The 25437-nt window shown below is 69.4% G+C and carries 21 protein-coding genes; 10 read left to right on the top strand and 11 right to left on the bottom strand.

Going from position 1 to position 25437, the window contains the following annotated elements:
• Positions 1–65: 65 nt before the first annotated feature.
• Positions 66–206, bottom strand: coding sequence for a hypothetical protein (locus EXE42_RS19210; RefSeq protein WP_167603383.1), 141 nt, complete (start codon positions 204–206; stop codon positions 66–68).
• Between the two features lie 79 nt (positions 207–285).
• On the opposite strand from EXE42_RS19210, the gene EXE42_RS04055 reads away from it, so the two are divergent.
• Complete coding sequence (locus EXE42_RS04055) at positions 286–795, top strand: zinc ribbon domain-containing protein (protein ID WP_092921590.1); 510 nt, start codon at positions 286–288, stop codon at positions 793–795.
• Positions 796–825: 30 nt separating this feature from the next.
• Here the strand turns inward: EXE42_RS04055 and EXE42_RS04060 are convergent, their stop codons facing one another.
• Positions 826–3324: a cbb3-type cytochrome c oxidase subunit I gene (locus tag EXE42_RS04060; protein WP_092921588.1), complete on the bottom strand. Its 2499-nt coding sequence runs from the start codon at positions 3322–3324 to the stop codon at positions 826–828.
• Entirely contained in the window at positions 3321–4091 is a 771-nt protein-coding gene (gene coxB, locus EXE42_RS04065; RefSeq protein WP_092921586.1) for a cytochrome c oxidase subunit II, read from the bottom strand. The genes EXE42_RS04060 and coxB overlap by 4 nt, the downstream gene beginning before the upstream one ends.
• Before the next feature lie 247 nt (positions 4092–4338).
• Here coxB and EXE42_RS04070 point away from each other — a divergent pair, with 247 nt between their 5' ends.
• Positions 4339–4761 (top strand): hypothetical protein, encoded by a 423-nt coding sequence (locus tag EXE42_RS04070; RefSeq protein WP_137693721.1) that lies wholly within the window; start codon positions 4339–4341, stop codon positions 4759–4761.
• Positions 4762–4847: 86 nt separating this feature from the next.
• On the opposite strand, the gene EXE42_RS04075 is transcribed toward EXE42_RS04070, so the two are convergent.
• Together EXE42_RS04075 and EXE42_RS04085 are read right to left on the bottom strand one after the other, a co-directional pair.
• Positions 4848–7346, bottom strand: a complete 2499-nt coding sequence (locus EXE42_RS04075; protein ID WP_092921582.1) for an RND family transporter — start codon at positions 7344–7346, stop codon at positions 4848–4850.
• A 186-nt stretch (positions 7347–7532) separates the two neighbouring features.
• Positions 7533–9245, bottom strand: coding sequence for a COG1361 S-layer family protein (locus tag EXE42_RS04085; RefSeq protein ID WP_137705948.1), 1713 nt, complete (start codon positions 9243–9245; stop codon positions 7533–7535).
• 166 nt (positions 9246–9411) lie between these two features.
• On the opposite strand from EXE42_RS04085, the gene EXE42_RS04090 reads away from it, so the two are divergent.
• Positions 9412–10185 carry a TetR/AcrR family transcriptional regulator gene (locus EXE42_RS04090; protein WP_137705949.1) on the top strand — a complete coding sequence of 258 codons (774 nt, stop codon included), beginning with the start codon at positions 9412–9414 and terminating at the stop codon, positions 10183–10185.
• A 34-nt stretch (positions 10186–10219) separates the two neighbouring features.
• On the opposite strand, the gene EXE42_RS04095 is transcribed toward EXE42_RS04090, so the two are convergent.
• Positions 10220–10921 carry an HD domain-containing protein gene (locus tag EXE42_RS04095; RefSeq protein WP_092921576.1) on the bottom strand — a complete coding sequence of 234 codons (702 nt, stop codon included), beginning with the start codon at positions 10919–10921 and terminating at the stop codon, positions 10220–10222.
• 183 nt (positions 10922–11104) lie between these two features.
• On the opposite strand from EXE42_RS04095, the gene EXE42_RS04100 reads away from it, so the two are divergent.
• Together EXE42_RS04100 and EXE42_RS04105 are read left to right on the top strand one after the other, a co-directional pair.
• Positions 11105–12031 carry a cation diffusion facilitator family transporter gene (locus EXE42_RS04100; RefSeq protein WP_092921574.1) on the top strand — a complete coding sequence of 309 codons (927 nt, stop codon included), beginning with the start codon at positions 11105–11107 and terminating at the stop codon, positions 12029–12031.
• 67 nt (positions 12032–12098) lie between these two features.
• The gene (locus EXE42_RS04105; protein ID WP_137705950.1) at positions 12099–12803 is read left to right on the top strand and encodes a YqjF family protein; all 705 of its coding nucleotides are present in this window, start codon (positions 12099–12101) and stop codon (positions 12801–12803) included.
• 45 nt (positions 12804–12848) lie between these two features.
• On the opposite strand, the gene EXE42_RS04110 is transcribed toward EXE42_RS04105, so the two are convergent.
• The gene (locus EXE42_RS04110; protein ID WP_137705951.1) at positions 12849–14144 is read right to left on the bottom strand and encodes a Glu/Leu/Phe/Val dehydrogenase; all 1296 of its coding nucleotides are present in this window, start codon (positions 14142–14144) and stop codon (positions 12849–12851) included.
• Positions 14145–14316: 172 nt separating this feature from the next.
• On the opposite strand from EXE42_RS04110, the gene EXE42_RS04115 reads away from it, so the two are divergent.
• The gene (locus tag EXE42_RS04115; protein ID WP_137705952.1) at positions 14317–14781 is read left to right on the top strand and encodes a PH domain-containing protein; all 465 of its coding nucleotides are present in this window, start codon (positions 14317–14319) and stop codon (positions 14779–14781) included.
• On the top strand, positions 14778–16823 hold the full coding sequence (locus EXE42_RS04120; protein WP_092921565.1) for a PH domain-containing protein: 2046 nt from the start codon (positions 14778–14780) through the stop codon (positions 16821–16823). The genes EXE42_RS04115 and EXE42_RS04120 overlap by 4 nt, the downstream gene beginning before the upstream one ends.
• A 21-nt stretch (positions 16824–16844) precedes the next feature.
• Here EXE42_RS04120 and EXE42_RS04125 read toward each other — a convergent pair whose 3' ends face one another.
• Entirely contained in the window at positions 16845–17990 is a 1146-nt protein-coding gene (locus tag EXE42_RS04125; RefSeq protein ID WP_092921563.1) for an acyl-CoA dehydrogenase family protein, read from the bottom strand.
• A 177-nt stretch (positions 17991–18167) separates the two neighbouring features.
• On the opposite strand from EXE42_RS04125, the gene EXE42_RS04130 reads away from it, so the two are divergent.
• Positions 18168–19229: a phytoene/squalene synthase family protein gene (locus tag EXE42_RS04130; protein WP_092921561.1), complete on the top strand. Its 1062-nt coding sequence runs from the start codon at positions 18168–18170 to the stop codon at positions 19227–19229.
• Positions 19230–19268: 39 nt separating this feature from the next.
• On the opposite strand, the gene EXE42_RS04135 is transcribed toward EXE42_RS04130, so the two are convergent.
• The 3 genes from EXE42_RS04135 to guaB all read right to left on the bottom strand — a co-directional run bounded on the left by EXE42_RS04135 (position 19269) and on the right by guaB (position 23512).
• Positions 19269–21227: a DEAD/DEAH box helicase gene (locus EXE42_RS04135; protein ID WP_137705953.1), complete on the bottom strand. Its 1959-nt coding sequence runs from the start codon at positions 21225–21227 to the stop codon at positions 19269–19271.
• 72 nt (positions 21228–21299) lie between these two features.
• Positions 21300–21887 carry a HalX domain-containing protein gene (locus EXE42_RS04140; RefSeq protein WP_092921557.1) on the bottom strand — a complete coding sequence of 196 codons (588 nt, stop codon included), beginning with the start codon at positions 21885–21887 and terminating at the stop codon, positions 21300–21302.
• A gap of 137 nt (positions 21888–22024) precedes the next feature.
• Positions 22025–23512 carry an IMP dehydrogenase gene (guaB, locus tag EXE42_RS04145; RefSeq protein WP_137705954.1) on the bottom strand — a complete coding sequence of 496 codons (1488 nt, stop codon included), beginning with the start codon at positions 23510–23512 and terminating at the stop codon, positions 22025–22027.
• Positions 23513–24043: 531 nt separating this feature from the next.
• On the opposite strand from guaB, the gene EXE42_RS04155 reads away from it, so the two are divergent.
• Positions 24044–25063, top strand: a complete 1020-nt coding sequence (locus EXE42_RS04155) for a DUF5794 domain-containing protein (RefSeq protein ID WP_137693733.1) — start codon at positions 24044–24046, stop codon at positions 25061–25063.
• Between the two features lie 113 nt (positions 25064–25176).
• Positions 25177–25401 carry a DUF5795 family protein gene (locus EXE42_RS04160; RefSeq protein WP_137705955.1) on the top strand — a complete coding sequence of 75 codons (225 nt, stop codon included), beginning with the start codon at positions 25177–25179 and terminating at the stop codon, positions 25399–25401.
• Positions 25402–25437: the final 36 nt, after the last annotated feature.

Consider the following 25437-nt stretch of genomic DNA (forward strand, 5'->3'; position numbering starts at 1 on the left):
GTGGCCGAACCGGAAGCCGGGTCGACCACCTCGACGCAGGCGCTCGTCGCTTCCGGGCCCCCGTCTCAGTCGTTATCGCGCGGTCCGTCGCCGCGCCACCGCCGGTACAGGAGGTACGCGACGCCGAGGCCGATCCCCCAACTCGCGACGCCGAACACCGCGAATGCGACTCCGCCGAGGAACTCGCCGGACGGCAACCCGAACATACCCGGATTCGGCCCGTCCGGCACATAAACGCTCCGAGAGAGGGGTAGCTTCTCGGGGCGGGAGGTCGTACGACCGCCCATGTCGGAACGCACTCGCCGGCGACCGTGGCTCGCCGCCCTGCTCGCGCTCGTCGTCTCCGGACTCGGTCACGCGTATCTCCGTCGGTGGGCCCGGGCGCTCGGCTGGTACGTGGCGGTCACGGCGGCGGTCTTCGTGTTCGTCCCCGAATCCGCAATCTCCGGCGCGCTCGCCGGTAACCCACCGCCGGTCCGGGACGTCGCGCCCGCCGCCGCGGTCGTCGGCGCGAGCGTGATCGACGCGTACGTCGTCGCGCTCCGGAACAACCGCGAGTACGAGCGAGAGCGGGAGGAGACCCGCGCGACCGGCCGCACGGAGTCGGCCGGCCACGGGACGACAGAGGAACCGAACGCGCCGTCCGCGGGGAGGGCGGAGGAACCGAACGCGCCGTCCGCGGGGAGGGCGGACGACAACGGGACCGTGCGCTGTCCGGAGTGCGGGAAAGAGACCGATCCGACGTTCGACTTCTGTCAGTGGTGTGCGGAACCGGTCGGTGAGGGCGACGCGTAAGCGAACGAAAAACCGACCGCGAACCGGACCTCAGAAGAGGTAGAACAGCGGGAAGATGAACACCCAGACGATGTCCACGAAGTGCCAGTAGAGGCCGAAGTACTCGATCGGCCGCTCGTCGTCCAGGTAGTGGCCCTGGTACGCCCTGACGAACAGGAAGATGGCGATCACTAACCCCAGCAGCACGTGGATCCCGTGGAGCCCCGTGGTCACGTAGTAGATCGACGCCTGAATCGGGTCGCCGTGGGCGTTCGCGGAGATCGTCACGCCGCGGTCGAAGATCTCGTGGTTCCACTCCCACAGCTTGATCCCCATGAACGTGAACCCGAGCAGGATGGTCGCCCCCAGCGTCGCCAGGAGGCCCTGCCGGCTCTTCCGGCGAGCGGCGACCAGCGCGAGGATCACGGTGAACGACGACGTGATCAGCACGAAGGTGTTGATCAGTCCCGGCAGCGACTCGGTCAGCGGCGACCACGTCATCCAGCCCGCGTTGTAGCGGACGAAGACGGCCGCCGAGATGAACGCGCCGAAGACGATCACGTCGGAGGCCAGGAAGAACCACATCCCCAGCTTCACCTTCTCGACGCCGTCGAACGGCCAGCGCTCGGCGAACTCGGTCGGGGGCGCGTAGAAGTCTTCGAGGCCCCACTTCACCCCGGTGTAGAGGAGGCCGACGAGCCCCACGACGATCGCGACCGGGTAGAGCGCGTTCGAGATGACGACGTTGCTCTGCATCGCCGTCTCGCCCAGTTGGACGGTGACCGCGTCAGCGAAGCCGGAGAAGCCGAACAGCGTGATTCCGAGCGCCAGCGAGAGCGCGAGCGGCCAGATGCTCGCGTGGCTCGGGTGTTTGTCCCAGTAGGGGTACTCCGAGATGTGCGCCGAGTGGCTGTCGCCGCCGTCGGTGGCGACGTCGCCGTTGTCGTCGGTCCGCATCGCGGGCCCGCCGTCAGGCACGTAGTCCTTCACGAACTCCAGTTTCCCGGAGGCGTACGACGGCCGGTTCGGCCAGTTCTCGAGCGGCGGGGGCGAGGAGACCGCCCACTCCGCCGTGCGCGAGTAGTCCCACGGGTTGGCGCCGGCGGGCTCGCCGGAGACGTAGGACTTCGCGAAGTTGTAGAACATGATGAAGAAGGACAGCCCGAGCACGAACGCGCCGATCGTCCCGAACTGGTGGTAGATCTGGAACTCGGGGTTGTACTCGAACACCCGGCGGGGGGTCTCCCAGCCGAGGAACATCGAGAAGTACACCATGTTGAAGCTGATAAAGAAGATCGCGAAGTGGAGCTTCCCGAGGAACTCGTCGTACATCTTCCCCGTGATCTTCGGGAACCAGTAGTAGGCCCCGCCGAACAGCGCCGTCGCGCCGCCGAACATCACGTAGTGGAAATGCGCGACCACCCAGTACGTGCCGCGGAACTGGTAGTCGAGCACGATGGCGCCGAGGAAGACGCCAGTAATCCCGCCGAGGATGAACAGCAGCAGCGCGCCGAACGCGAACAGGAACGGCGTCGTGAACTGTATCCGTCCCTTGATTAACGTGTAGATCAGCGCGAAGACGACCAGGTCGAAGGGCAGTGAGATGCCGATGGTCGTCGCCATCATCAGCGTCTTGATCTCAAGGTTGATCGTCGTCAGGAACATGTGGTGCATCCACACGAGGAACGACTGGACGGCGATCAGACAGATGGAGATGATCACCCACTTCCTGCCGACGAGGCGGCGCCCGGAGAACGTCTGGAACAGCTCCAACATGACGCCGAGCGCCGGGAAGAAGACGATGTACACCTCCGGATGGCCGAAGAACCAGAACAGGTGGCCCCACAGCAGGGACCCGCCTTCGGTCGCCGAGAAGTAGACGCTCCCGAGGACGCGGTCGGCCGCGAGGATGAGTCCGACCGCGAGCAGCGCGGCGAACGCGAACAGCATCATCCACACGGTCGTGAGCATCGACCAGGTGAACATCGGCATGTCCATGATCCCCATCCCCTCAGCGCGGGAGTGGTGGATGGACGTGAGGAAGTTCACCGTCGACGCGGTCGTGCCGGTAACGAACATCGCGAGCGCGAGCACCGCGCCGGTGGACCCGATACTCGGCGTGTACATCGGCACGTTGAGCGGGGCGTAGATCGTCCACCCCGCCGAGAGCGTGCCGCCCTGGAAGAAGCTGATCGCGAGCAGGACGCCCGAGAACAGGTACAGCCAGTAGGACAGGGCGTTGAGCCGCGGGAACGCGAGGTCGTCCGCGCCGATCTGAAGCGGCACGAAGTAGTTCGCGAACCCGAACGCGAACGGCGAGAGGAACCAGAACACCATTATCAGTCCGTGAGCGGTGACGGCCTCGTTGTACGCCAGTCCGGAGAGGATCTGGCTCGTCGGGTCCCACAGCTGGAGGCGGATGAGCAGCGCCATCACGCCGCCGAACAGCAGGAAGAACAGCGCGGTGATCGTGTAGAGGATACCGATGTCCTTGTGATTGGTCGTGACGAGCCAGCGCTTGACCGAAGTCGTCGGCGGGAGTTCGCTCATGCGCTCACCCCGCTGGGCGCGGCGACTCCGGAGCCTCGGATACTGGCGCTCGCGGAGCCGTTACCGGTGTTAGCGTACCACTCCTCCCACTCGTCTTGCGGGAGGACGGTGATCTGGCCTTTCATCGCGGAGTGCCCGGGACCGCACAGCTCGAAGCACTGGACGAGGTACGTCGCGTTACCGCCCTGTTCTCGGACCGTCTCGGAACTCACGGAGAACCAGGTCTGACTGTACTCTCCGGGGATGGCGTCGGATTTTATCCGTAACCGCGATGAGCCGAAGTTGTGCCAGACGTCTCTCGACGTGATGTTGAGGTTGATCCGGTGGTCGGCCGGCACGATCAGTTCGCCCCGCTCGGTGTGGCCGTTCGGATACTCGTACGCCCAGCCGTACTGGTAGCCCTCGACGGTGATCTCGATGTTCCCTTCGTCGCCGGTATCGGGTCCCTGTTCGACGTAGAGGAGTAGCCCGTACGCGTAGACGACGAGGCTGATGACGACGATCGCGCTCAACCCGAACGAGAGGAAGAGCTTCTTCGCTTTCGGACCGCCCTGTCCCGTTGGGAGCTCGCCGACGACCGGCGCGTCGAACTCCTCGTCCGACCGGTCACCGTCGTCGCGGTACTTGTACACGTTCCACAGCGTGTACGCCACGACGATGGTGCCGACGAGGGTACCGAGCGCGAGGAAGACGAAGAAGATCTCCTCGAAGACCTCCGCCTGTGCGCGCCAGTCGCTCCCCTGTTGTAGGATAACTGGGTCTATCATGTTCGTCTGTCTGCTCTTGTCTCTCCCTTAGCGATGGCACACTTATCTCTTGTGTAGCGAAGCGGTCGGTCGGACGGTCGAGGCCGCCTTCGATCTCCCGAAGGAGGCTCGCGGCGCGGTCGATCGGAGCGGGCGGGCGGGGGCGTTGGGCGGGGAACCCCGTGCGTCGAAGGGTATTTGTACGCGCGAACGGAGGCCTTAACAACGGATATCCATGACATCACTCACCCTCTTGAGCACGGGTCTGATGGGCCTACTCGTCGTCGCCACGTTCATCGCAGTCGCCGAGGTCGGGGGAAAGCGAACCGCGCCCGGTCGGGACGAGGCGGGCGGACGCTACGAGGCGGTCGTCACGGCGCTCAGCGAGGTCGTCCGGACGCCGGTCGTGTGGGCGGTCTCGTTCGTCGGTATCACCGTTCTCGTCGGCGGGAGTATCCTCCTCGGCGTCGGCAGCTTCGGCATCCCGACGGGGATCGCCGGCACACTGGTGACCGTCGCGTACCTGGCCGTCGCACTCCTCCTCATCGGTTTCGTCTTCCTCGGCGCGTACTTCGCGACGCGGAGCCGCGGACTCGGAAACGCCCAGGGCGTCGCCGTCGGATCCCTCGCGACCGGCGCCGCGGGCCTCGTCCTCATCACCGTCCAGCTGATCTTCGGCGTCGTCGGCTGACCCGCGTCCGACCGGTCGCCGGCGTCGTCGGCTGATCCGGCCCGACGCGCTGTCGAGGTTCACGCCGGTCGAAACGCGTCCGATCCCTAGCGCCCGCCGTCGGCGTCGGCCCCGCGGAGCCCGTCGTCGAGACCGAGCCCCACGAACGCCCCGTACCGGTCCCACACGACGACCAGCGACGGAACCAACAGGATAGAACAGAGGTACGCGTAGAACACGCCCAGCGCGAGCAGGACGCCGAAGTCCCGCAGCAGGGGGATCACCGCGAGCCACAGGACGCCGAGCCCGGAGACCGTCGTGAGCATGCTCCCGGTGAGCGCGCCGCCCGTCCCGGCGATGGTGACGTCGAGCGCCTCGTCGATCGGGAGCCCCGCCTTGTACTCGTCGACGAACCGATGGACGAAGTGGACGGTGTAGTCGACGCCGAGTCCGATCGAGACCGAGAGGATCGGTGCGTTGATCGGCGTCAGCGGAATGTCGAACAGCCGCATCGATCCGACGAGCAGGCCGACCGTGACGAGGACGGGAACGAGATTTAACAGGCCGTAGACCGTCCTCCCCTCGAGGTACGCGTACGACAGCGCTAAGAACAGCGCCGTGAGTCCGAACGCGGCGAAGAGGCTCCGGATCGCCGACTCCGTCAGCAGGTCGATCACGGCCTGGTTGACGACGAGGGAGCCGGTCGGCACGGCCTCGAGCGGCGTGCGCTCGGCGAGGGCGCGAACGTCCGCGACGGCCTCCGAGTCGTCGACGCCCGGCCGGATCGTGTAGTCGATGCGCGCGCTGCCGCGGTCGGCCGCCACGTAGCTCCGGGCGCGATCCCTCGCTGGGGAGTCCAGAAGGGCGTCGTACACCTCGTCGACGTTCCGGTCGGGCACGCCGTTGCCGAGGCGGTCGTTGCGCTCGACCAGCGCGGCGAACTCGGGGTCCCGCGACGCGCGGTCCTCGATCACGGTGACGACGCTCGTCGCCTGTGCGCGGCGCTCGTCGGTCGTCGCGAAGGTGTCCGGCGGATTCCGCGTGGTCCGGTCGATCAGTTCCAGGGCGTCGTCGTCCCTGACCGACTGGTCGACGTACAGCGTCACCGACCCCACGAAGTCCTGATCGAACTCCTCTTCGAACAGCGTCAACACGTCGAGGAACGTGTACTCCGTCGGCGCGAACGGCTCCGGGAGGTCCGCGTACCTCTCCAACCGGTCTTGCTCCGGGAAGAACGCCTCCTCCGAGAACTCCGTGTTCACGCCGGTGCCGTAGGCGCCGCCGACCGCGCCCCCGACGAGGAGGAGGGCGACGACCGCGACCGGGGCGATCCGGGAGAGGTCGACGCCGACGTGGAGGAGTCGAGCGAGCCGCGAGCCGCCGGCGCCGAGCGCGCTCGTCCCGAACGTCGGAACCGACAGCCGCTCGCGCCACCGGTCGGAGAGCACCTTCGCGGCCGGGAGGAAGACCCCGAAGATGATCAGCGTGAACGTGATCCCGGCGGCCGCGACGATCCCGAAGTCGCGGTTGGGGTCGAACGGGCTCACGACGTTTGAGACGAGCCCGAACACCGTGGTGATCGTCACGAGCAGGAAGGCGATGAGCAGCTGGTCGGTCGTGGTCCGCATCGACCGCTCGATCCCGGTCCCGGTCGCCCGCTCCTCGCGGTAGCGGTTGACGATGTGGATCCCGAAGTCGATCCCGACCGCGAGCAGCAGCGGGAACACCGTCACGAGCGAGTCGGAGAACGGGATCCCGGCGTACCCCATGAACCCGAAGGTCCAGAGCAGCGAGATCAGCAGCGCCGAGATCCCGATCGCCATGTCGATCGGGTCGCGGTAGGCGAAGATCAGGAAGCCGACGATCAGGATGAGCGCCGCCGGGAAGACGATGATCGCGGTGTCGGTCAACAGCGCGGTGATCTCGGACTGGAGGACGCCGTCCCCGAAGAGGATCGCGTTCTCGCCGGCGACGTTGCCCGGAACGGAGTCGACGACCTCGACGCTACGGGTCTGAAGCTCCGTCACCCGGGCCGTCGTCGCCGCGTCCGGAAGGTCGTAGGAGATCCCCACGATCGCGGTGTCGGCGGTCTGTGCGGTGGGGTTGTAGTCGACGGATACCTGCGCCGCGATCGCCCCGGCCGCGTCGGCGTCCGCGATGGCCGTCCGCAGTTCCGCGGGCGTCGCCTCGACGACGGCGTCGCGCCGCTCGGCCGCGCTCGCGGCGGTCGGATCCAACCGTCGAGCGATCGCGTCCGCGTGACTGGACGTCGACGCGACCCGGAGCGTCGACCGCGACTCCAACCGGTGTTGCGTCTCCAAGATCCGGACCAGCGCCTCGCGGGAGAGGACGTTGTCGTCGGAGACGATAATCTGCGCCGAGGTCGCGGAGCCGCCGATCGACGTCTCGAACTCCTCCTCGATATCGTCGAGCGCCCGCTGAGCCGGGATGTCCTGGGTAAACTGGTCCGCGCCCGCGGTCGTCTCGATACCGGTCAGCCCGCCCGCGAACGCGACGGTGACGACGAGGAAGACCGCCAGAACCGCCAGCGGGCGCTCCGTGACGACGCGGTCGATCGCCTCGATCAGCCGGTGCGCGGCGGTCACCGGCGCCCCCCTGTCCGGCGGTCCGCCGTCCGTCGTCGCGTCGTCCGTCGTCGCGCCGTCCGTCGTCGCGTCGTCTGTCGTCGCGCCGTCCGTCGTCGCGCCGTCCGTCGTCGCGCCGTCCCGGATCCCGTCGCTCGGCGATCGCCCGACGGCCGATCCGGAGCGGTACCGCGTTCCCTCATCCGATCACCGCCGTCGGTACCAGACGGCGCCGCCGAGCACGGCGGCGACGAGCAGGACGCCGACGACGATGGGGCCGGTCGGCGCGCCCCCGTCGTCGGTGGCGGCGGTCACCGTGACCGGGACCTGCGTGATGTCCGAGATGCGGTCGTTGCCTCGCTCGTCGTCGTACCGGAAGTCGAACTCGATCGGGTGTGCCTCGACGCTCGCGCTCGGCGCGGCGGCGACCTCGAACCAGATGTCCGCGGACTCGCCCGGTTCGAGGTCGTCGACGAACGCCTCCTCGTTCACCGCCGTCAGCGGGCTGTCGGCGTATAGCCCGGCGTTGATCGACGACAGCGTCTCCGGCCGTCGGTTCGTGATCGTGACGTTGATCCGACGGGTCTCGCCGGCCGGGACGGTGGCGTTGTCGACGGCGAGCTCGAACTCGGGCTGTCTCGGGGCGACCTCGACGCGGCGCGCCGCCTCGGCCGTCGCCGTCGCGTCGCCGCTGTCGTACCGGGTGGTGAACCGGAACTGCCGGGGACCGGGGTCGGCGCTCCCGCTCACGGCGGCGTCGAACGAGAACGCCGCGGACTCGCCCGGCGGGATCCTCGGGAGCGCGTACCGGCTCTCACCGAGGCTCACGCCGTTGCTCCCGGAGTCCGCGACGAGGACCCCGTTCTCGACGGGGAGCGGCCCCTCGTTCGTGATCGTCCCGGAGACGGTGCCGGAGTAGCCGACCTCGAGCGTTCCGGACACGTTGTCCAGCGAGAACGACTGCTCGCGGACCGGGACGACGCCGGCGCGCGCGGGCGCCGCGGTCTCGGCGATCCCGTTCGGGTCGCGGTAGTCGACGGTCGACGAGATCGCGTACGCGCCGCCGCCGAACGCCTCGCTGACCGACGAGTCGAACGTCACCGTCCGGTTCTCGCCGGGCGCCCAGTCGCCGACGAAGGACTGGCCGCCGCCCTCGCCGGCCCCGAGCCGGACGCCCGGACTGGTCGTCGTTCCGGAGACGACCGCGTCGCGGGCGGTCTCGTCGCCGACGTTCGCCATCGTGACGGTCACGTCGCCGCTCCCGCCGACCTGGGCGTCGGTGTCGGTCTCGAGGACCGCGAACCGCGCGCCGTCGTCGACGACGATCGTCAGGTCGAACTCGTCGATGCCGCGCCGGTCCTTGTGGTCGTTGAACTCGGGGATGATCTCGAAGGTGTACCGGTAGCGAGCGGTCGCCTCGACCTCGTACGTTCCGTCCGGCACGTCGTCGGGCACGGTCACGTCGAGCGGAACGGAGACCGGGCTCGCGGCGGTCGGGACGTTTCCGACCGGGATCTCGCCGTCCTCGACGTCGATCGGGACGTCGCTGTCGTCGATCGCCAAGGTCAGCCCGCGCGCGGTCGTGACCCGGGAGTCGAGCTGGTTGCCGATCTCCATCTCGCCGGTGTTGACGATGTCGATCGTCACGGTCGATTCGGCGCCGCCGGGGACCGAGCGCTGCGAGACGAACAGGTCCAGCACCGGCGAGCCGCGGATCTGCCTCGCGGTCGGCTCGGAGCCGGCCTGTGCGACGGCACCGTCGGCGATCGGTCCGTCGACACCAGCGAACGCGGCTGCGTCGCCGCCGGCCGCGGTCCCCGCGCTCGGCGCCGCGGCCCCCGCCAGCGAGACACCGACGAGCAGCGCGCTCGCGGCGACGACGGCGAGCGCGGCGGTCGCGAGCCGCGTCGACCGGCTCATCGGTCTCCTCCGCCGGCTCCCCGAGCGGCTCCGGTCGCGCGCGCCGCCCGGTCACATCGTGACGCATCGGAACGAGTCATACGGTCCGCTCGGCCCCCCGATCAATAAGCTTGTTGAATGAACGTTCAATCAGGAACGATATATATCGCGCCCGTCAACGGGGCGTATGAACGACCCGTTCGCGGAGCCGTCGGACACTCGGCAGGCGATCCTCGGCGCGGCGTTCCGCGCGCTCTGTGAGCACGGGTACGCGGACGTCACGATCCAGCGGATCGGCGACGAGTTCGACAAGAGCCCGTCGCTGGTGTACCATCACTACGACGGGAAAGACGACCTGCTGATCGATCTCATGGGCTACCTCCTCGACGAGTTCGAGGCGTCCATCGCCGACGGGGCCGCCGCGGAGCGGTCGGGGAACGGCGCAGAGCGGTCGGAGAACGGCGCGGAGCGGTCGGAAGAGGGCGGAGCGGCCGAGAGTGAGGTCCTGGAGGTGGCGCCGGAGGAGGCCTTCGACCGCTCGGCGCGGGAACAGCTCGACGGCTACCTCACCGCCGCCGTCGACCCCGCGTCGCTCGACGACCCGTACGCGCCCGACGAGCGGTTCGTCACGGTGATGACCGAACTGCGTTCGCAGGCCGCGAGCGACGAGGCGTACCGCGACCACTTCGACCGCAGCGACCGCGTCTTCGGCGAGTACCTCGAACGGCTCGTCCGCGAGGCGGCGGCCGAGGTCCCCCGGGACGCCGCGGGAGCCACGGACGACGACCGGTCCGTCGCCGCGTCGGAGGTGGCCGCGACGCTCCAGACGTTCGCGACCGGCGGGATGTTCCGCTGGGCGACGACGAGCGACGAGGCGTGGGTCGCGGACTCGCGCGCCGGAATCGACCGCTACCTTGAGTCGATGCTGCCGCTCGTCGAGACCACCGGTTCGGACGAGTAACGGTCGGAGGCGCCGTCGACGGCCTGCGACGAACTCAGCGGTCGGTGACGCCCTCGGCGTCCATCCGGGACACCTCCTCTTCGAGCCACTCGCGGAGCCACTTCACGCGCTTGATGCGCTGGTGGGCGATGCCCTCTGCGGTGTCGGAGACGACGCGCTCGGTGTGGTCGTGCGCGCGCTGGAGCACGCGGTCGACCATCTTCGCGGCGTCCATGTGCGTGCGCGACTCGTATCCCATCCGCAACAGCATGAGGACGGCGCCGTTGGCGCCGACCTTGTCGAGCACGTCGGCCTCGATCAGACACCGGCTCTCCAAGGGCACGTCGTCGAGGTCGCCCGTGTACGAGTGGTCGACGACCGCCCCGCACACCTCCTCGATGAACGACTCGGGGTAGTTGCCGCGGCTCTGGAGGTACTCGCGGGTGACGCGCGCGCCGGCCTCCGCGTGGACGTCCTGTTCGGCCTCCAGCTTGGCGACGTCGTGGAAGACGGCGGCGACCCGGACGACATCGACGTCGGCGCCCTCGGCCTCCGCGATTTCGGTCGCGAGGTCGACGACGTTGAGGATGTGGTTGAAGCGGTACGACGACGAGTGCCAGGGGTACCAGCGCATGCGTCCGCCGTCGTCCTCGCCCTCGACGCTGGCCGCGAGGTAGTCGCGGACGAACCCCTTCATCTCCTCGAAATCCTCGTCGCTCACCTCGGTTTCCTTAATTTCGACGCCCACGGGGACCACCTCGGACGAAAAGATCGTGATTCATTACCGTATCCGAGGAGCGTTTCGGTCTTAGGCGTTACGACGGAGTCCTCGGGCCGAAACGGCGTCGAAACCGAGCGACGCGAGGGGCGCTTCCGGACGAGGGGGCGACGGTCGACCCGACGCGGGACCCTTAACAGCGTCCGGGGCCCACCGGTGCCTATGTCGAGCCCCTTCGGGAACGGCGACCGCGCCCGGTTCCAGCGGGCAGCGGCGGTGAACGTCGCCGGCAACGCGGTGAAGATCGCGGTCGTGGGCGCGGCGGGACTCGCGTTCGGCAGCGTCGCGCTGCTGGCCGACGCCGCCCACTCCGTCGCCGACCTCGTCGCCAGCGCGGTCGTGTTCGTCTGGGGGGGATCGCGGTACGAGAGCGCGGACGAGACCCACCCGCACGGTCACCAGCGGATCGAACCGCTGACGGCGCTGTTCGTCGGCGCGACGGTCGCGATCCTCGGACTGATCCTGTTGCGCGAGTCGGCACTTGGGCTCGTCGGCCCGGTCGAGGTGCGGGCCAGTCCGGTCCTCGTCGCCGCGCTGCTCTTCGCGATGGCCGACATGTACCTGCTGTACCGATACACGGAGCGGGTGAACGCGGACCTCGGATCGACCGCGCTGACCGCCCTCGCGGCCGACTGCCTCAACGACATCTACACCACCGTCGCGGCGCTGGTCGGCGTGTTCGGCGTGTTCCTCGACGTCCCGATCCTCGATCCGGTCGCCGGGGCGCTCGTCAGCGTCCTCGTCGTCTACCAGGGCGTCGAGATCGGTCGCGAGAACGTCACGTACCTCGTCGGCGGCGCGCCGCCGCCCGGCGACCGCGACCGCGTCGTCGCCTCGCTCCGCGACCACCCGGCCGTCGAAGGCGTCCACGACCTGACCGTGTTCTACGACGGGACCGACCTGGAGGTCGAGGTCCACGTGGAGGTCGACGGGGAGATGACGCTCCGAGAGGCGCACGACGTCGAGACGGAACTCGTCACGAGCCTCCGCGCGCTGACCGACGTGGGCGACGTCCACGTCCACCTCGATCCCTCCGGCGTCGGCGAGTGGAAAGACGCGCCGGAGGGCTCCGACGCGTCACGGGAGTGACCGCCCGCCCCGGGGCGAACCCGCCGGCGGCGTGCGAGTTTTGTCCGCCCGTCCCCTGCGATCCGGTATGCTCGATCGCCGCTGGCTGGAGATGACGTGGCGCGACGGTCTGTTCGCGCACTGGCCCGTCGACCCGTCGAGCGTCGCCGCGGCGCTGCCCGACGGGCTGTCGGTCGCGACCCACGACGGCGACGCCTACCTCGGGGTCGTCTCGTTCGTGATGGACGACATCCGCCCGCGAGGGGTCCCGATTGGGCTGTCGTTCCCCGAACTCAACCTCCGGACCTACGTCGAGGGGCCGGACGGGCCGGGCGTCTACTTCCACAGCCTCGACGCCGACGACCGGATCGGCGTCGCCGTCGCCCGCGGGCTGTTCCGCCTCCCGTACTACCGCGCCGAGACCGACGTCCGGCTCACCGCCACCGACGGCGGGTTCGACGCCGTCCGATTCGCGAGCCGTCGCGTCCACGAGGGCGCTCCGCACGCGTGGTTCGACGCGACATACGGGCCGGCCGGCGAGGCGTTCACGCCCGAGACGGGGTCGCTGCCGGGGTTCCTGCTGGAGAACTACCGGTTTTACACCGCCGGCTCGGACGGACGGCTGTACGTCGGCGAGATCGACCACGAGCGGTGGACGCTGCGCCCGGCCGAGGCGGAGATCCGGGCGAACACGCTGTTCGCGGCGAACGGCTTCGATCGGCCCGACGGCGAGCCGCTGCTCCACTACGCCGAGCCGCTCGCGGTTACCGCGGACCGGATCAGGCGCGCCTGACGGGGGGCGAGGCGCTCGCGGGGAGAACGGATCGAGAGAGGGCGGTCACGGGAAGAGCCCGCGGTACTCGTGGGCCTTCGCGGTGCGCTCCAAGGCGAGCGTGTACGCGGCGGTCCGCAGGTCGGGCAGCCCCTCGGTGTCGTACTGCTCGATCGTCTCGTCGAACGCGGTTCCGATGCGGCGCTCCAGCTCGGCGTTGACCGTCTCCAGCGGCCAGGAGAACTCCTGTGCGTTCTGGACCCACTCGAGGTACGAGACGATGACGCCGCCCGCGTTGGCGAGGATGTCCGGCACGACCTGAATGTCGCGCTCGGTGAGCGCCTTGTCCGCGGCGACCGTCGTCGGCCCGTTGGCGGCCTCGACGATCGCGGACGCCCGGAGGTCGTCGACGTTGTCGGCGGTGATCACGCCCTCGACGGCCGCCGGGATGAGCACGTCGACGTCGAGGGTCAGAAGCTCCGCGTTGGTGATCGCGTCCGGGTCGTCCCACCGGGAGTCGCCCTCGCCGGCGCTCCCTCGGAGGTCGCCCGCGACGTACTCCTCGATCAGCCCGCCGGCGTCGACGTGCGCGCCGAGCGCCGCCACGTCGAGGCCGTCGGGGTCGTAGGCCGCCCCCGACACGTCCGAGGTGGCGACCACGTTGGCGCCGGACTCGTCGAGGAGCCGGGCCGCGTTCGACCCGACGTTGCCGAACCCCTGGATCGCGACCGTGGCGTCGGTGAGCTCACGGTCGAGGTACTCGAAGAGGCGCTCGGTGACGAGCGAGACCCCGCGGCCGGTCGCCTCCACCCGGCCCGGCGTCCCGCCGATCTCCAGCGGCTTCCCGGTGACGACCTGCGGGACCGAGTACCCCTCGTACATCGAGTAGGTGTCCATCATCCACGCCATCGTCTGCGGGTTCGTGTTCATGTCCGGCGCGGGGACGTCGACCTCGGGCCCGATCATCCGGCGGATCCCCTCGGTGTACCGCCGGGTGAGCCGTTCGAGGTCGCGGTCGGTGAGCTCTTTCGGCTCGCAGATCACGCCCCCCTTCGCGCCGCCGTACGGGAGGTCGACCAAGGCGGTTTTCCAGGTCATCCAGCCGGCGAGCGCCTCGACCTCGCGCTGGCTGACCGACGGGTGGAACCGGACGCCGCCCTTGAACGGCCCGCGGGCGCTGTCGAACTGACAGCGGTACCCCTCGAACACCTCGACCTCGCCGGACTCCAGCTCCACCGGGAGCGTCACCTTCAGCGTGCGCTCCGGGTGTTTGAGCCGCTCGAACACCCCGTGATCCACGTCTGCGTACTCCTCGGCGCGGTCCATCTGAGCGAGCATGTTCTCGAACGGGTCGTCGGCCATGGCCGGCACGACTCGATCGCCCGGGATATCGGTTTCGGCAAGTATCGCCTTCGGTAGAGATTTCCTACCACGGATCGTCGACCGCCTGTCACCGACCGCTTCCGACCGGACTTATACGTCGGGGACCGCAATCGCCGGCTATGACACACGGACACGCGACGGGGGACCGTCGATGACGGCACAGACGCTCCACCCCCGAGTCCAGATCGTGTGGGCCCTCCGCGCGGTGCTGCTCTCGGCGCTGATCACCGCCCCGTTCGTCGGCGGCGTGTACTTCGAGTACCTCCCGAGGTGGGCGCCGGTGGCGGTCGGCGCCGTCGCGTTGACGCTCACCGTCGGGCACGCGCTGCTCCGGTACCGCCGCTGGAGCTACGAGATCCGCGAGGACGCGATCCACCTCGACCGCGGCGTCATCACGCAGGTGCGGACGACGGTGCCGCTGGTGCGGATCCAGCACGTCGACTCCCGCCGCGGCCCGATAGAACGGGCGGTCGGGCTCGCCTCCTGCGTGGTGTACACGGCGGGGTCGCGGGGGGCCGACGTCCGGATCCCGGGACTCACGCCGGACGGCGCGAGCGACCTCCGCGAGGAGCTGAAGCGGCTGGCGATCCGCGCCGACGGGGAGGACGCGGTGTGAAGCTGGCGCCCCAGTCGGTCCCGTACCGCGCGCTCCAGAAGGCGGCCGGGACCGCCGTCGCGCTGTTCGTCATCGTGAACAGCGGCGGGTTCGGGCTCCCGATCGCGGTCGCCGGCGGCGCCGCCATCCTCGTCGCGATGTTCGCCTACGAGGTCGCGTACTACCGCCGCTTCGAGTACGTCCTCACCGAGGACACGCTCGACATCTCCTCCGGCGTGATCTCGCGGCGCGAGCGGGAGATCCCGTACCGGCGGATCCAGAACGTCGACGTGAGCCGAGGCGTGATCCAGCGCGCGATCGGCGTCGCCGCGGTCGACTTAGAGACCGCCGGGGGCTCGAGCACCGAGGGGTCGATCCGGTTCGTCACGCCCGAGGAGGCGACCCGGCTCCAGCGCGAGGTCCAGCGCCGGAAGTCCGGCGTCGACCGCCCGGCCGACGCGGGCGAGGGGGCGGCGACCGACGCCGACGCGGTCGAGGGCGGCCGCGACGACGCGTTCGCCCCGAACGAGGAGGAGCTGTTCGCCATCTCCCCCGGCGAACTCGCCCTGGTCGGGGCGCTGTCGTTCGACGGGCGCCTGATCGGGCTGTTGGCGTTCCTCAGTTCCGGGTCGTTCCCGGTGCTGTCGAACTTCCTGCCGGAGACATCCGCCGTCGCGGTGACCGCGACCGCGATCGTCGGCGTCGCGCTCCTGTTTCTCGCCTCGTGGCTCATCGGTGCGGGCGTCGCCTTCTCGAACTACTACGGGTTCCGGCTCGCGCGTGCTGGAGACGAACTCCGCTACGAGCGCGGCCTGTTCCGCCGGTACAGCGGATCGATCCCGACCGAGAAGGTCCAGACGCTACGGATCACGGACAACCCGGCCAAGCGCGCGCTCGGCTACGCGAGCCTCTCTATCGAGACCGCGGGGTACGCCCCCGGACAGGACTCCGAGTCCGGCAACCAGTCCGCCGTGCCGATCGCGGCGACCGACCGCGTCTACCGGCTCGCACACGAGATCGAATCGTTCGGCTCGCCAGAGTTCAATCGCCCGCCGAAGCGGATCCGATGGCGGTACGTCATCCGGTACGCGATGATCGTCGGCGCGCTCACGGGGATCGCGTACGGCGCGAACTGGTACCTCTCGGAAACGCTCCCCTGGTACGGGGTCGCCGCGCTCTTCTTAGTCGTCCCGCCGGCGGCGCACCTGAAGTGGAAACACCGCGGCTACTGGCTCGGGGAAGACCACCTCCTCACGCGGAACGGGTTCTGGAGCCGGACCGTCGCGGTCGTCCCGTACTACCGGATCCAGAACGTGATCGACAGCCGGACCGTGTTCCAGCGTCGGTGGGGGGTCGCGACGATCGTCGCCGACACGGCGGGGTCCGGATCGCTGACCGGCACCGACGCCGCGGCGGTCGACTTCGAGCTCGACGAGGCCGAGTCGCTGAAGGAGACGCTCACCGAACGCCTCGCGACCGCCGTCGCGGCGCGGCGTGGCGAAGGGCCCGGCTCCTTCGAGTGGATCGACGACGACGAGGGAGTCGGCGTCGGCGGACGGACCGGCGGGGACGAAGGATTCGGCGGCACCGAAGAGGCCGGAACGGAGGAGGAAGTCGGAGACACCGAAGAGGCGGGAACGGAGGAGGAAGTCGGGGACACCGAAGAGGCGGGAAGCGACCGGACCGGCGGCGGCGGCGGACCCGTCGAGGACGTGGTCGTCGACGCGGAAGCGGACGAGGGGTCGACCGAGGAGCCTCCGGACGAAGACCTCGACGTCCCCGACGACGGCGTCGTCCGCCCGGATTTCTCGCCGAGCGATCGCGACTACTCGGAGCCCGCGGAGCGGATCGACACGGGCGAGTACGCGGTCGACCAGAATCCGTCGGACGCCGACGTCGCACACGGGCCGGGACCAGGAGCCGAGCGCGGCGATACGGAGAGAACGAACGACGACGGCGAGGACGGCGACGGCGAGGATGACCACGGCGAGGACGGCGACGGCGAGAACGACGACGGCGGGGACGGCGACGGCGAGGACGACGACGGTGATCCGAGGGCCTGACCGGCGCGGCCGACAATCGCCCTACTCGTCGAGCAACTGCTGGGCGATCGTGTTACGTAATACTTCGCTCGTCCCCTCGTAGATCTCCGAGAGCTTCGCGTCGCGGTAGTATCGCTCGGCGGGGAAGTCCTTGGTGTAGCCGTAGCCGCCGTGGATCTGGATCCCCTCGTTGGCGACCTCGCGCGCGATCTCGGAGGCGTACAGCTTCGCCTGCGCCGCCTCCTTGATGTAGTCCTCGTCGCGCATCTTCAAGTCGGCCGCCTCGTGCATCAGCAGCTCCGCCGCGCGGGCCTTCGTGTCCATGTCCGCGAGCTTGTGCTGGATCGCCTGGAAGTCGCTGATCGGCCGGTCGAACTGCTCGCGCTGCTGGGCGTACGACTTCGCCTCATTGAGGGCGGCGCGCGCGATGCCGACCGACCGGGCCGCGATCGTGATCCGGCCGCCGTTAAGCGTCTTCAGCGCCTGAACGAACCCCTCGCCCTCCTCGCCGAGCCGCCGCTCTTCGGGGATCCACATGTCGTCGAAGCGGAGTTCCGCGGTCGGACACCCCTTGTCGCCGAGCTTGTCCTCCGTCCCCTCGACGACGAACCCGTCGTCCTCCTCCGGGCGCACGACGAACGACGAGATGCCCTTCCGGCCGGCGTCGGGATCGGTCTTGGCGAACAGCGTGACCGTGTCCGCGACGGAGCCGTTCGAGATCCAGAGCTTCCCGCCGTTGACGGTGTAGCCGTCGCCGTCGCGCTCCGCGGCGGTCGACATGGCCGGGACGTCGGAACCGGCCTCGGCCTCCGAGAGCGCGAACGCGCCGATCTCCTCGCCGGTGTTGAGCGCGGTGAGGTACGCCTCCTTCTGGGTCTCGTCACCGAACTCGTAGAGCATGTTCCCGGCCAGCGACGTGTGTGCCGCGACGACGGTTCCGAGTCCGCCGGAACCTCGGGAGATCTCCTCGAGCCCGATCGCGTAGCTGTGGTAGTCGAGACCGGCGCCCTCGTACTCGACCGGGAAGGGCATGCCCATGAGCCCGAGGTCGGCCATGTCGTCGATCAGGTCGGCGGGGAACTCGTCCTCCTCGTCGATCTCGGCCGCGCGCGGGACGACCTCCTCGTCGACGAACTCCGCGACCGTGTCGCGGATCTGGCGCTGCTCTTCGGTGAGCGTGAACTCCATGCCGGAGCGTTCGGCCGAGCGGACTTAGCCGTTTCCACACGATTGTACACGGGTTGTCGGTTCGTCGGAGCGAGCGGGCTCGCAGTCGTGCGATTTCGGCGCCTCCGTCGACGAGTCGCGGCCGACCGCCGTTCCACGAGGCTTTTTATGCGTTGTGCCGTAAAGACTGCCAACTGAATGAGCGGACGTGAACACGGCCCCGATGCGGCCGACCTCGCGTGGTGTCACGAGGCGGTCCAAGGGGTCTCGCGGACCTTCGCGCTGACCGTCGACGTGTTAGAGGAGCCGATGGCCTCGCAGATCTGCGTCGGCTACCTCCTCTGTCGCGTCGCGGACACGGTGGAAGACGCCGGTCACATCCCGCCGGACGCCCAGAGCGACGTGTTGCGGACGTATCGACGAGCGATCGACCCGGACGACGAGACGGACATCGGGGAGTTCCGCGAGGCGGTCGACGAGTGGCTGCCGGCGGAGCTCGACGACGACTGGACCGTCGTCGCGGAGGCGCCCACCATCGCGGCGACGTTCGAAGAGCTCGATCCGGACGCGCAGGAGGCGATCGTTCCCCCGGTGTTGGAGATGGTCGACGGGATGGCGATGTTCGTCGACCGTCACGCCACCGAGGGCGGGCTCCGTATCGACGACCGCGACGAGTTGGAGCAGTACTGCTACTACGCGGCCGGCACCGTCGGCAACCTCATCACGAACCTGCTCACCCGCGGCGACGTCGGCGAGGAGCGCGCGGAGCGCCTGCGGGAGACCGCCGAGGAGTTCGGCCTCCTCTTACAGCTCGTGAACGTCTCGAAGGACGTCTACGACGACTACACCGAGGAGAACAACGTCTACCTCCCCGCCGAGTGGCTCGAGGCGGAGGGGGTCGATCAGGAGCGCGTCGTTCACCCCGAGAACCGGGAGTCGTCCGCGCGCGTGGTCGACCGCACCGCCGACTACGCCCGGTCGTTCCTCGACGACGCGCAGGCGTACCTCGAGACGATGCCGCTCTCGAACGGGAACACCCTCGAGGCGTGGACGGTCCCGTACCTGCTCGCGGTCGGCACCCTCCGCGAGCTCGGGACCCGTCCGGAGGACGCGCTCACTGAGACCGGCGTGAAGGTCTCCAGACAGGAGGTGTTCGCGGTGATGTCCGCCGCGAGCGACGTCGGCCGCGACTCGCTCGCAGAACTACGGCAGACGATCGCCCGGACCCCGTTCCACCGGACGGTCGGATCGGCCGACTGACCGCCGACGCCGGGGTCGTCGCTTCTTCTCGCCCGTCTCTCACAGCTGCGACCGCGCCCGCGACACCGCGGGGACGCTGACGCCGATCGTCTCCCCGAGCGCCTCGACCGCGCTCAGCAGCCACTCCGCGCGTTCGACTCGCGAGTCGAGGTCGCCGGGGCCGATCCGGTAGCGCTCGACGAGTTCCTCGACGGTCGCGCCGCCGATCCACTCGTCCAGGATGCGCGCCGTCTTCACCGACTCCAGCCATCCCTCGAAGTCGTCCGGCTCGGTCATATCGGTCGTCAGGGTGGCGGCGTTGCGCCGCGCGAACCGGTAGATGTCGGCGCGTTCCTCGTTCCCCAAATAGGTGTCTCGCATGTCCGGCGTGTCGCAGATCACCTCGAAGGCGGTGAGCGTCGTCGCGTCCGAGAGGCCGGCCGCGGCCCGGAGGCCGGCGACGATCCGCTCACCGGTCTCGGGGCGGACGTACTGCTTCGAGGTGGTCTCGCCGACCGCCGTCGCGACCAGGCGATAGTCCTCGACGCCGCCCGTCTCCCGCGCGACCATCCCGGCCGCGACGAGGTCGTCGACCGCGACGGCGACCGCGTCCGCGAGGCCGCCCGCGCCCGTCTCCCGGGCGTAGAACGTCCCCTCGAAGACGTCGAGGATCTCCGTCTCGGTCGCCGCGAACCCCGTCGCGATCGCGGCGAGGACGTGCGTCCGGAGCGCGCCCGGATCGGCCAGCTGCGACTCGACGGCCTCGGGATCGCCGTCGACGTACCGCTCGCGTACTTCCGCCCGCGTGTCGGCGTCGGCGACGAGGACGGCCTCCCCGTGCGGGTCGAGGCCGGGCCGGCCGGCACGGCCGCACATCTGGTGGACCTCGAGCGTCGGGACCCACGCCATGCCGCCCTCCCCGTACCGGCGCTGGTCGCGGACGACGACACGTCGGGCGGGAACGTTGATACCGGCCGCGAGCGTGGGCGTGGCGCAGATACAGGCGACGTCACGCTCGCGGAACGCCGCCTCGACGACCGATCGGTGCCCCGACCGGAGTCCGGCGTGGTGGAACGCGACGCCGGCGCGCAGGCAGTCCGCGAGCTGTCGTCCGGTGATCGTGCCGTCGACCTCGGTGACCTCCTCGGCCGCCGCGTCGGCCGCGTCCTCGATCCCCAACGCCGCAGCGAGCCCGTCGTCCGCGAGCCGCTCCGCGAGGGCGACCGCCTCGCGGCGGGAGCGGACGAACGCGAGACACTGGCCGCCCTGCGCGACCGCGTCACCGACCAGAGCCGCCGTGACATCGGTCGGGTCGGTCTCGCCGTCAGCGTCGGCTCCGGTCCCGGCGCTGTCGACGTCGACCGTCAGTTTCGTTCCGTCGTCGAACGCGACCTCGCCGCCGACGGCGACGCCGGTTCGCAGGTCGACCGGACGCCAGTCGGACTCGACGAGGGCGGCGTCGAGCCAGTCCGCGATCGCGTCGGGGTTGTCGACGGTCGCGGAGAGCGCGACCGTCTGGAGGTCGGGGTTCCGGCGGCGGAGCGTCGCCAGCGTCACTTCGAGGGTCGGCCCGCGCCGCTCCGCGCCGAGCAGGTGGACCTCGTCGACGACGACGCACGCGAGTTCGTCCACCCACGAGGCGCCGTTGCGGATCGCGGAGTCCACCTTCTCGCTCGTGGCGACGACGACGTCGTTGCCCGCGAGCGCCTCGCCCGTCGCGTCGAAGTCGCCGGTGGAGATGCCCACGTCGACGCCGGGCAACGCAGCGAACGTCTCGTACTTCTCTCTGGCGAGCGCGCGGAGCGGACAGACGTACAGGCCGGGCCCCGCCGCGGTCAACAGCGCCAGTTGGGCGACGAACGTCTTTCCCGACGCGGTCGGCACCGCCGCGACGACGTCGGCGCCCTCGCAGACGCCCGCCTCGACCGCCGCGCGCTGCGGCGGGTACAGCTCGCGCACGCCGCGCTCGGCGAAGTGATCGACGACGGACTGGGAAAGCGGCAGGTCCCGGACGCGCATGTGAACACGGCTTCGGCTCGATCGGTCATAAAGAGTCGGCGGCACACCTCCCTCGAACCGTTCGGTCGCGGGCTACCCGTCGGTGTCGAACTCCTGAAAGAGCTTCTCGTAGTCCTCGTCGTCGGTCGCGACCGCGTCGCGAGACTCGTCGGCCTGCTCGCGGAGCGTCTCGATCCGGTCGGTGAGCCGCTGATACTCCTCGTTGTCGGCGAGGTCGCTCGCGCTCTTTTCCGACTCTAACATCGCTTTCTTCGAGGTCAGCGAGAACAGCTCCTGGACCTCGGAGTCGTACTCGCCGCGCCGCAGCAGTCCCTCCACCGTCTCTCGGAGGGTGTCGCTGGTGACGGGCTTGACGAGGTAGTCGTCGAACCCCATCTCCAGGATGTCGAAGTCGGGCTCGACGGCGGTGACCATCGCGACCCGACAGTCGATGCCCCGGTCGCGGACGGCGGTGAGGACCTCGTCGCCGGAGAGTCCGGGCATCCGGCGATCGAGGAGGATCGCGTCGACCTCGTCGTCGGTCTCGTCGAGCTGGTCGAGGGCCTCGCGACCGCCGTACGCGGTTCGAACGCGGTACTCGTCGCCGAGCCAGGCGGCATACAGATCGGCCAGGTCGGGTTCGTCCTCGACCACGAGGACCAGCGGCGGTTTCTCACTCATGGGTGACGGGAGCGAGGGGGTGTTCGCTCACACGTTTCATCTCGCCGCTGGCTATATTAAAATACCTCTTCGGCGCGCGGTCCGATCGGTGTGTCCGGACCCGCCTCCGGTCTGCTCCTCCGAGCGGTCGTCCGCGATCACTCGTCCGGGCTGTAGTTCGGCGCCTCGTCGGTGATCATCACGTCGTGCGGGTGGCTCTCGCTCTGTCCCGCGGCGGAGACGCGGACGAACTCCGCGCGCTCGTGGAGGTCGAGGACGGTCTCCGCGCCGACGTACCCCATCCCGGAACGCATCCCGCCCGTGAGCTGGTGGAGCTCCGAGGCGAGGCTCCCCTTGTACGGGGTCGCCGCCTCGACGCCCTCGGGGACGAACTCCTCGTCTTCCTCCTCCTCTTTGAGGTAGCGGTCGCCGCCGCCGGACTTCATCGCGCCGACCGAGCCCATCCCCCGGTACTGCTTGTACTTCTTCCCGTTCATCGTGATGACGCGCCCCGGCGCTTCGTCGGTTCCGGCGAAGTACGAGCCGAGCATCACCGCGTTCGCGCCCGCAGCGAGCGCCTTGATCGCGTCGCCGGAGTAGCGGATCCCGCCGTCGGCGATCACGGGGACGTCGTGTTCGGCGGCGACGTCCGCGACCTCCGCGACCGCGGTCATCTGCGGCATCCCCGCGCCGCTGACGACGCGCGTGGTACAGATCGACCCGGGACCGATTCCAACCTTGAGTCCGTCGGCGAAGCCGACCGCGGCCTCGGCGGCCTCGCGCGTCCCGACGTTTCCGACGACGACGTCGGCGTCGACGGTCCCCTTGATCGCCTCCGCCGAGTCTAAGACGTTGAGGTTGTGCGCGTGCGCGCAGTCGATGAAGATGATGTCGACGTCCGCCTCGTCGGCCGCGACGGCGCGCTCCTCCTCGAACGGACCGACCGCGACGCCGGCCAGGAGCCGCCCGTCCTCGTCGCGGGCGGCCTCCTCGTGTTCGCGACGCTGGAGGATGCCCTGCATCGTGACGAGTCCGACCAGCCCCTCGGCGTCGTCGACGATCGGGACGCGCTCGATCTTGTGCTCGTACATCAGCTCCAGTGCCGCGCGCGCGTCGACGTCCTCCGGGGCCGTGATGACCTCGTCGGTCATCGCCTCGCGGACGGCGTCGTCCTCGCCGACCTCGAGGTAGGGTCGGATGTCCGTCCCGGAGATGATCCCGAGGACGGTGTCGTCGTCGGCGACCACGGGGGCGCCGGAGACGCCCTGCCGCTCCATCACGGCGTCGGCCTCGCGGACGGTGTCGTCCGGCGAGACGGTGACGACGTCCTCGCGGCGGATGACGAGCTCGTGAGCGCGCTTGACGCGCTCGACCTCGGCGGCCGTCTCCTCGACGGTCATGTTGCGGTGGAGGACCCCGAGACCGCCCTCACGGGCCATCGCGATGGCGAGATCGCTCTCGGTAACGGTGTCCATCGCCGCCGACAGCACGGGAACGGTGAGTTCGACGTTGTTCGACACCCGGGTGCTCAGGTCCGCGTCGTCGGGCTCGACTCGGCTCTCCTTCGGGCGGAGGAGCACGTCGTCGAACGTCAGCGCTTCCGGAACCTCGAGCTTCGTCGAGAATCGGCCAGAATCTGTCGCCATATAATCCGTCACGAACGGCCGATGAAAAGCGTTGCGAGACGGCACGGACGTGGTGGTTGATCACACCCAGATCCGTGTTGTATACACGATTATGGCTACATTCAGCGTGAGAGCGCGATCATCGCGACGTCGTCGCGACACCGACCGAACGGGGTCCGCCACCCGGGGTACTCGGCCCGAGGTCGACTCGAAAGCCGAAAAATGATCGGAAAATACGGGGAGCGGCCGACGTATCGTCGTCGAAGTCGCCCCTCTACCGTCGATCCTTCGTGTCGTGCGGACACGTCTCACACAACCTTTAACGCGACCGAAATACGTATACCTAGTATGGACTCCGACAGTCCCGTGAACGCGCGCATCGCCGGCCAGCCGAACGACGAACTCGGCGTCCGCTTTACAGCCGGCAATCCGCGCAAACGCTTTACATGGGCTCGTCGGACCTCCCGCGTGGACTCCGCGTGCTGGTCCCCCGACCGTCGCGAGTCGCACGCGTCCCACCGCCGCCCCGTCGGTCAGGGCTATCGTCCCTAAATGAGCACGTCACGCCACCCGGTCGCCCTGCGATTAGAACAGCAGGTCGGGAGCGCGACGAAACTGCTCGCGACCGTCATGGCCCTGCCGCTCATCGACGGGATCTTCCCCGCCCTCGTTGTCGCCGGCGTCCTCGGATCGGCCACGGGCGTCGTCGAAACCGGGATCCTCATCTTCGGCGGCTCCGCAACCGCGGCGGTGATCCTCGCGGAGATGGACGGCTCCCGGCGGCAGATGGCGACTTCCGTGCTGCTCATCGGCGCGGTGATCGTTCCCGTCGCCGCCGTCGAGGCCGCCCTCGCGCCGACGCTTCAGGGGCTCCTGAACCTGCCCGTCTTCGAGCGGTTCGCCGGGCTGGTCATCCTGACCGTCGCCGCCAAGACCGCCAGTTCGGAGATCGGAGAGTACCTCCCGAGTCCGGGGGTTATCATCGGGCTCGGCCTCGTCGCGAGCTTCGATCCGTCGGGCTTCGCCGTGGAGACGTCGACCGAGTACGTGGTCAACGGCACCGCGGCCGCCGCCGTGGGCGTGGCGTTCGCGCTGTCGATCGCGCTGCTGTCCCCCCATCTCCGAGGCCGCGTCGACATCGACCGGTTCCGGTTCGGCTCGGCGGTCGCGCTGGGCGTGCTCGCGCTGCCGATCCTGCTCGGCCCGTTCGATCTGATGCAGACGGAGGCGCCGGTCGCGCTCGCGGTGCTCGCGGTGACGGCCCTGTTCGCGTACGACCCGGACTCCGGCGGCGTGGCGGGCGCCGCCGGCGACGCGGACGACGGCGACCGCGGACCCGCGGACGATTCCGGCGAGGAGAGCGACTCGGACGACGCCGATCCGACCGACTCCGACGGGGACCCGGGAGGGGAACCGCCGAGCGAACCCCCGCTCGACGCCCCGCCGAAGGGGCCGTCTCCCGTCGTCGACGACGACGTCGCGGTGCTCGCGAACGACGGCAGCGGACGCGAGACGGACGACGACGGGTCGGACCCGTTCACCGACGACGACTCCCGGGCCCCGTGGCTGTGAGTTGAGCGTGCTCGGGGCGGCCCGTTCCGGTCCGACTCCCGAGTCCGCTCGCCCGCCACCGCGTGTCCCGTGCGTGTCGCCGGGGTTTAGGCGCTCGACGCCGAACGCCCGGTATGTCAAACCGCGTCGTTCAGGGGCGGATGGTGACGCCCGAAACGCTCGCAGAGCTGGTCGAAGGGGAGTCGGTACTGGAAGCCGAGTCGATCACTGACGCCGACCGCGACTGTCCGGAGTGCGGCGGCGACGTCATCTCCGTCGGGTACATGCCGAGCGTGACCGAGTTCGTCACCGGGTTCAAATGTCAGGACTGCGACTGGAGCGCCGACGATCGGGAGTGAGTCGGATTTCGTCCGCCTCCGGCGAGCCCCGAGTCG

The sequence above is a fragment of the Halorubrum sp. SP3 genome (genome assembly GCF_005435195.1).
GTDB classification, from domain to species: domain Archaea; phylum Halobacteriota; class Halobacteria; order Halobacteriales; family Haloferacaceae; genus Halorubrum; species Halorubrum sodomense.